The sequence below is a fragment of the Lentisphaerota bacterium genome, assembly GCA_016873675.1.
Classification (GTDB): Bacteria; Verrucomicrobiota; Kiritimatiellia; order RFP12; family JAAYNR01; genus VGWG01.
The window spans coordinates 1-7,230 of record VGWG01000127.1; the positions used below are offsets into that span (position 1 = coordinate 1).

Genomic DNA, 7,230 nt, shown 5'->3' on the forward strand with positions numbered 1-7,230 from the left:
GGGGGGTGTTATTTGTCAACACTTTTCAACAATTATTTTTTGGGGAACTTTTCACGGCGACTTTTCACCGCCGCAACTGCCAGGCTTCTCTTCATCATCCTGCGGCGCGACGGCCTGCCTGTATGTGTACTTGTGGCTGCAGCCACCGCTGATAAGGCCGGTCTCGGGCCGTCGCTGCTCATTCCCCGTAGTCTCCTGTGGAGCTCTCGGCCGCCTGGGCGCTTTCCCAGAGATCGGTCGCCGTTGATCCGTTCTCCGTGGGTCTCAGCGCCTCGGATGCGTCGGCGGCCTGAACGGCCCGATCCCATTCGTCCCAGAGCGCCCGTTCTTCGTCGAGGTAGGTGTGGCGCGGATCCAGCGGGTGGACCAGCCGTGGACCGCGTCGCCCGTCACCTGCTGCAGCGATTCTGGCAAGCGCCGCCAGCGCGATCCGTCCCACCCGCCACGCCCAGGCGGTCAACCGCCGCGTCGGCACGGCATGCCCGTTCCACAGGCAGAGCACGCGAAGCGGATGGGCTTTGAGGCCAGTCTCCACCTCGTCAGGCGTGGCGGGGGTTGACCAGCGACTGAATGGCGCGACGCGCCACCACCCGGCCTTGCCCTCGGGCGCCACGACCACCCCATAGGTCGGCCGGCTCGCCGTCCGAGGCGTGACCGGCTTGAGCAGCAGGATGTCGCCCACGCGAAGTCCGTCCGCAAATGGGTGTGGACAGCCGGTCGCGCGTTGCTGCGGCAGCCCAGCAGCACAGTCCTCCGCACAGTCCTCCCCATCCGTCCCATCCGCCGCAGCCAACGCGCGGTCCAATCGCCACTCGTCGATCCAACGCGCGAGTTTCTCCCGTTCCGTGTGATTATTCATAGAGGTCCTCCACCCCCATAAAGCATCGGCGCCACCGCTTTTCCACACGTTCCTGTAAAAAAATAAAATTTTCCATCCATTCCGAGGCCTGAAGCGCGATTTGCAGCCACAGCTTACGGTCGCCATCGGGCTCCTGCAGTCGCGTTTCCGCAGCCAGGCGTTCAAAGACTTCGACCCGGAACTGAGCGGTTCTGCTTTTGGCGACCCCGGTCAGCGCGAGGACGGAGGGATGGCTGAGGGGCATGCCCACCCGGCGGGCAAGCACCACGATGCGGTGATTTTCGGAAAGACGAGCCAGACAGGCTCGCGCAACGGCCTCGGCCGTATCGGGGTCGATGGATGCGGTCTCGCGGGTATCGGGAAGCAGATCGGCAAGCGTCAGGCCGTCGGTTCCCTCGATCACGGCATCGGCGGAGACCTGCCACGGAACCGGTCCTTCGCGCCGCAGATACGCCCGAACGGTGTTACGCAAGAGCAGCGAGGCGCCGCTCTCGAATAACGCGGCGTCGGGCGCGCCCCGGCCGCGGCCGGCGATCCACGCCTTGTAGCGTTTGCCCGTGCGGGCCGTGCCGATGCGGCAATGGGTCTCCAGGAGATGGAAACAGTCGCGGCCGTCGGGAACCGCGCCTTCCGTGAAGCGGTTGCCGAGGCCGGCCACAAGGTACTGGCGGAAGCGATGCGCCCCAAACCGCCGCAGCGCCGCAGCGGTTGTGGCACCACAGCGGCCGATGGCGCACCGCGCCATCCATTCCTCCCACTGCTCCAGACCCGTCAGCATGCCCCGGTCACCTCGCCCGGTGAACGACCCGCGCGCCCGCTCACACCAGAATGGCGCTTGCTTAAGCGATGCTTCCGATCATAATCCTAATCTTAATCTTAATCTTCATCGTGATCCGTTTTCCACCAGGAGATTCAGATCAAGATTAGGATTACGATTACGATTACGATGGCAAAAGCCCCTTAAGCAAGTGTCATTCCGCCCGCTCACACCATTCCGGCAACCAGATCGCCGACTTCCGTCGTGCCGAATCCCATCTTTCCGGCCGCCTGGCTCTTCATCTTCGGCGTGGTGGCCATGATGGCCTTTTCCACGGCGGCGGCGGCGGCGCGTTCGCCCAGGGTGTCCAGCATCATGCCGGCCGCGCCGATCGCGGCGATCGGGTTGATGACGTTCTTGCCCGTGTACTTGGGCGCGGAGCCGCCCATCGGCTCAAACATCGAAATGCCGACCGGGTTGATGTTGCCGCCAGCGGCGATGCCCAGCCCCCCCTGGATCATGGCGCCCAGGTCGGTGATGATGTCGCCGAACAGATTCTCGGTCACGACCACATCGAACCACTCGGGATTCTTGACAAACCACATGTTGGCCGCGTCAATGTGGTTGTAATCGCGCGTCAGCTCCGGGAAGTCGCGGGCGCCCATCTCCTCGAAGGCGCGGAACCAGAGGTCGCCGCAGTGGGTCAGCACGTTGCGCTTGTGGACCAGCGTGATCGGCTTGGCGGCATATTTCGGGTTGGCAGCGTTGCGCCGGCGCTTGAGCTCGAAGGCATAGCGCAGGCAGCGGTCCACCGTGCGGCGGTCGTAGACCATAAGCTGGGAGGCGATTTCCTCAGAGGTGCCCACGCGCGTGGCGCCGCCCATGCCGGTGTAGATGCCGCCGGAATTCTCGCGGATGACCACGAAATCGATGTCCTCGGGCCCCTTGCCCTTGAGCGGCGTTTCCACGCCGGGGAAGAGGCGCACGGGGCGGAGGTTGATGTACTGGTCAAGCGCAAAGCGCATCTTGAGCAGAATGCCGAGTTCGAGAATGCCCGGCTTCACATCCGGATGGCCGATCGCGCCGAGGAAGATGGAGTGATACTTCTTCATCTCCTCGATGGCCGAGTCGGGCAGCGTCTCGCCCGTGCGCAAGTAGCGCTCGGCGCCAAAATCATAGGGCGTGACGTTGATCTTGAATCCAAACTTGGCGGCCGCAACCTGAAGCACCTTGACGCCCTCGCGCGCCACTTCGGGTCCGGTGCCGTCGCCGCCGATCAATGCAATGTTGTACGTCTTGCTCATGCTGGATGCTCTCCTGTGGGCTGTTACGCAGCTGCGCCGACCACCGGCGATGCGACGCAATCAAAAAAAATATGGGTGAATAATACGGAATCGTTCCACCCGAGTCGAGCCTGTTCTTTGGCGATCTTTTTCACGGGCGCATGGCAGTTCTGATTGAGCAGGGAGCCGTCTACGAGTCGAATCGGCGAGGGTTGGGGGATTAAGATTAAGATTAGGAGGCTCTTGCAAAACCCCTCCGGGGTGTTTGCAAGAGAGAAGTCAGAAGTCAGAAGACAGGAGTCAGAATATGAGAACACGTTGCCCGTGAGAGGGTTCCAATTCTGAATACTGAATTCTGGCTTCTGAAACCGGCGCTTGCTGAACCGACGAAGGAGGTTTTGCAAGCGCCTCTGATGCTTCGCGCTGACACCGATTGCTCTTTTCCAGTAGCCTGCGGCCCGCCAGAGACCTACCCTCGTCCAGACGCGCCAGCGTGGTAGACGGCGTCCCCGCCGCATTCACGCCGGACGGAAGCGGACTGGCCTGATAAGGGACGGGCCTGAATGGCGCTAAGTTAAGCGATGCTTCCGATCATAATCGTAATCGTAATCTTAATCGTAATCGTAATCCGTTCTCCACTAGGAGATTAAGATCAAGATTAGGATTACGATTACGATTACGATTACGATTAAGATGGCAATAGCCCCTTAACTTAGCGCCATTCGGGACGGACCTTCCCTCGATCTGTCTTCTGTATTCTGACTCCTGACTTCTCTCTTGCAAACACCCCGGAGGGGTTTTGCAAGAGGCTCCCTAATAAGAGCAGTTGAGAGGCTTGCCGCGAGAGAGCGCAAAGAACACAGAGAGTCGGCTTGATTCTTCCATGCGATCTTTGCGTTCTTTCGCGGCAAAACAATGCAGACAGGGAAAAACTGAAACTGGAAACTGGAAAACGTGAAGCACGCGGCGGTGGGACCTCCACATTGCCTCCGTCCCGGCGGCAGCGTCTTGCGGCGGCAAGCGGGTTCCCGCGCGACGCCGCTTTTTGTCGCGTCCGAACCTCCTCAAAAGCGCCTCATTTCTCCCGCAGAGGCGCAGGGGCGCGGAGGATAAAATCGAAATCGGGATCGAAGCAAATGGGGGGAATTCGACCCCGATACCTGATTCACCCACTCACGCTTTCAGCTTTCCGTTTTCAGCTTTCAGCTTTTCTCTTCAGCGGGGACGCCGCTGCCCTACCCGCTTCGCGCCTTCCCTTTTTCCTGCGGCGCGGCGAGACGCCGCTGCCCTACCCGCTTCGCGCCTTCCCTTTTTCCTTCGGCGCGGCGGGGACGCCGCTGCCCTACCTGGTGCTTCGCGCTGACAGCGATTGCTCTTTTCCAGTAGCCTGCGGCCCGCCAGGGACGGCGGGCCCTACCCTCGTCCCGACGCGCCAGCGTGGTAGACGGCGTCCCCGCCGCATTCACACCGGACGGAAGCGGACTGGACTGATAAGGGACGGGCCTGAATGGCGCTAAGTTAAGGAGCTATTGCCATCTTAATCGTAATCTTAATCTTAATCTTTTGGTGGAGAACGGATTACGATTAAGATTAAGATTAAGATTAGGATTAGGATCAGAAGCATCGCTTAACTTCGCGCCATTCAGACCTGTCCCTTGGCTGCCTCCTTGGCTGCCCTGGTCTTGAGCACGACGGATAACTCATGGAACTGGGGCCAGAACCACGCGGAAGCCCAGGTCGAGGAACGTGTCCGACGGCCTGAACCAGTAGCGGAAAGCCGACCGGCAGTTCGAGGCGACGAAGAACCAACTGCCGCCCCGGTACACACGGAACGAGCCAGTCGCAGGCCCAGATGGATCCGCACTCCCCAATCCGTTGTAGCTGTCTTGATACCAGTCCTGGCACCACTCCCACACATTGCCACTCATGTCGTACAGCCCCAGTTCGTTCGCCGCCTTCTTGCCGACCAGATGCGTTGTGCCCCCGCTGTTGTCCGTAAACCACCCGACAGTCCCAAGGTAGTTGCCGCCGCTGTAGGTGAAGCCCCGGCTCTTCGATCCGCCGCGCGCGGCGTATTCCCATTCCGCCTCCGTCGGCAACCGGTAAACATAGCCTGCTGGCAACCGGCCCGCTGCCCGCTCTCGCTCCGTCAAGGTGCGGCAGAACTCCGCACACCGGGTCCAATCTACCTGCTCCACCGGCAGGTCGTCGCCTTTGAAATAACTGGGACTGTCGTTCATGAGTTGCCGCCACTGCGCCTGCGTCACCTCGGTCTTGCCCATCCAGAACCCCTTCGTGAGCGGCACCGTTCGCACCGGCTTCTCGTCGGACGAACCGTCGTTCGACCCCATCGAAAAACTGCCCGGCGCGACCTCGACGAAGGCCATTCCCAGTACGTTGCCCTGCGTCGGGTCTTTCGGCTTGAGGTTCCGCTCCGCCTCGGCCTTGAGCGCCAGCGCCTCGGTGTGGGCCGCGTCGAGCGCCAACGCCTCGCCGGCCTTGGCAAGGCAGGTCTGCCACTGCCCGGCGGCTTTGGCCGCACGGGCTGCCGCGATGGCGGCGGTGAGCGCGCCCTGGCGCTCGCGTTCCCGAGCCTCCCGTTCCTGCCGGGCCTGCCGTTCGGCCTCGGCAGCCTTCTCCGCCGCTAGCCGATCAGTCTCAACTTTCTCGGCGGCCAAGGCCTCGGCGGCTGCGGCAGGGAGGGCCGCCAGCGCGTCGGCATAGGCACGGGTGCCTTCGGCCGGGTCGTTGGCCGAGGCGTCGCCGATCCGCTGCTGACGCTGGACATCGGCCCATTTCGGCCCGCCGTGTTTCGCCAGCAGCGCGGCTCGCGGGGACGCTCGCCCTCCAGTCTCGAAGAGGGCCGCGGCGTCGGCGGAGGCGTTCTCGCCGGCCGCCGCGCGACGGGCCTCCTCGGCCTCGCCCCTCCGCGTCTCCGCGTCTCCGGGCGCCGCAGCCGATTCCGTCAGTGTCCGGCACTCCGCCAGCACCGCGTCATAGCCGCTCAGCGCCTGACCCCAGCCGCCGCCCTGACGGGCCGCCTCGGCCTCGCGCCACATCATCTCCAGCGCATCGAGGCGCTTCCCGAAGCCCTGCCCGGGGTCGAGCTTCTGCGTCTTCTCCCGCGCCAGCGACGCCGCCGCGTGGCGCTTGTTGGTCTCCCGTTCGCCCGCCTTGGCCTCGTTCTGGGACCGGATTGACGCGATTGACGCGACGGCGAAGATCGCCAGCGCCGTCGCCCAGAGAACCGCCTTTCCACGCCGCCGGCTGCCGACTGCCACGCCTCCGAGCGCCGCCTTCAGGTCGCGGTGGACGACGCCCTTGCCGTGGGCATACGCCAACGCATCGCAGATCTGCAGGGCCAGAGTGCGGACCTCGGCTTCGGCGCGTGCAGGCTGCAATTTCCCGCCCGCTTCTCCGCGTGCTTCGCGACTGCTCGCAAGTGTGTCCTCCAGGCTGTGCGGTTCGCCATCGGGTCCCAGCACCAGGTCCATCGTCAGATAATAAAGCCCGTCCTGCTCGCCCGCGTGCAGCACCTCGACGATCTGGGGATGGCGCAGATCGCTCATCACCCGCGACTCGATGCGGAAGCGGTCCACGAAGGTGCCGCCCGTGGCGGCGCGAGGCAGCACCTTGATGACGATGCGCTTGCGGTTGACCGCATGCTCCGCCTCATACACCTCGCCCATGCCGCCGCGGCCCAGCGGACGAATGATGCGGTATTGGCCGAGTGTGTCGCCGATGGCCAGCGTATAACCGCCTGGCTTGTCGCGCCCCCCGCCCATCGTGTTCATGTCGCCGAGCAAGGATTGGTCCATGGTCCGGTGCCCGCCGTAGTTGATTGCCGGCCGCTCACGCCGTGTTCCGATTCGTGGGGATAAGATACCGCCTTCCACGGCGATCGTGCAAGGTCTCTTTGCGGGGTCAGCAGGGCAAACGCATCTAAAATTCAGTTTCTTTTTCAGTATGTTGGCACTTTTTCTTGCGAGGTAAAAGCGGTGTCGCGCTTCGCTTGCCACCGCACTCCAAATTGCCTGCGTCCAGGCGGCAGCGTCTGGAGTGCGGCGGCAAGCGGTATCCCGCGCGACGCCGCTTTTCACCCGCTTCGCCACTCTTTCAGCCTCCAGAGCGGCGACAAGAGCCAAAAATGAGCAAAAAATGAAAGAATTTAGATGCGTTTGCCCTATTGTGTCTGGCGCTCACGGCGGTTTCCCTGTATCATAATCGGCATGTTGCCCCTGTATGACTGGACGACCCCTGCGGACGACCCGGCCGCCGCCGCGGCTTTGGCCGACGCGTTTGACATTCCGGTTGCCGCCGCCCGCGTGCTC

Annotated in this window: 4 protein-coding genes; all 4 read right to left on the minus strand. The window is 62.9% G+C overall.

Annotation, left to right across the window (positions count from 1 at the left end):
• Positions 1–178 precede the first annotated feature (178 nt).
• The 4 genes from FJ222_11305 to FJ222_11320 all read right to left on the minus strand — a co-directional run bounded on the left by FJ222_11305 (position 179) and on the right by FJ222_11320 (position 6,717).
• A complete protein-coding gene (locus FJ222_11305; protein ID MBM4165008.1) occupies positions 179–859 on the minus strand; it encodes a hypothetical protein in 681 nt (226 codons plus the stop codon).
• On the minus strand, positions 852–1,637 hold the full coding sequence (locus FJ222_11310; protein ID MBM4165009.1) for a hypothetical protein: 786 nt from the start codon (positions 1,635–1,637) through the stop codon (positions 852–854). Before FJ222_11310 ends, FJ222_11305 begins: the two co-directional genes overlap by 8 nt.
• A 206-nt stretch (positions 1,638–1,843) precedes the next feature.
• Positions 1,844–2,920 carry a 3-isopropylmalate dehydrogenase gene (locus FJ222_11315; protein ID MBM4165010.1) on the minus strand — a complete coding sequence of 359 codons (1,077 nt, stop codon included), beginning with the start codon at positions 2,918–2,920 and terminating at the stop codon, positions 1,844–1,846.
• 1,679 nt (positions 2,921–4,599) lie between these two features.
• Positions 4,600–6,717 carry a hypothetical protein gene (locus tag FJ222_11320; GenBank protein ID MBM4165011.1) on the minus strand — a complete coding sequence of 706 codons (2,118 nt, stop codon included), beginning with the start codon at positions 6,715–6,717 and terminating at the stop codon, positions 4,600–4,602.
• Between the last annotated feature and the right edge of the window lie 513 nt (positions 6,718–7,230).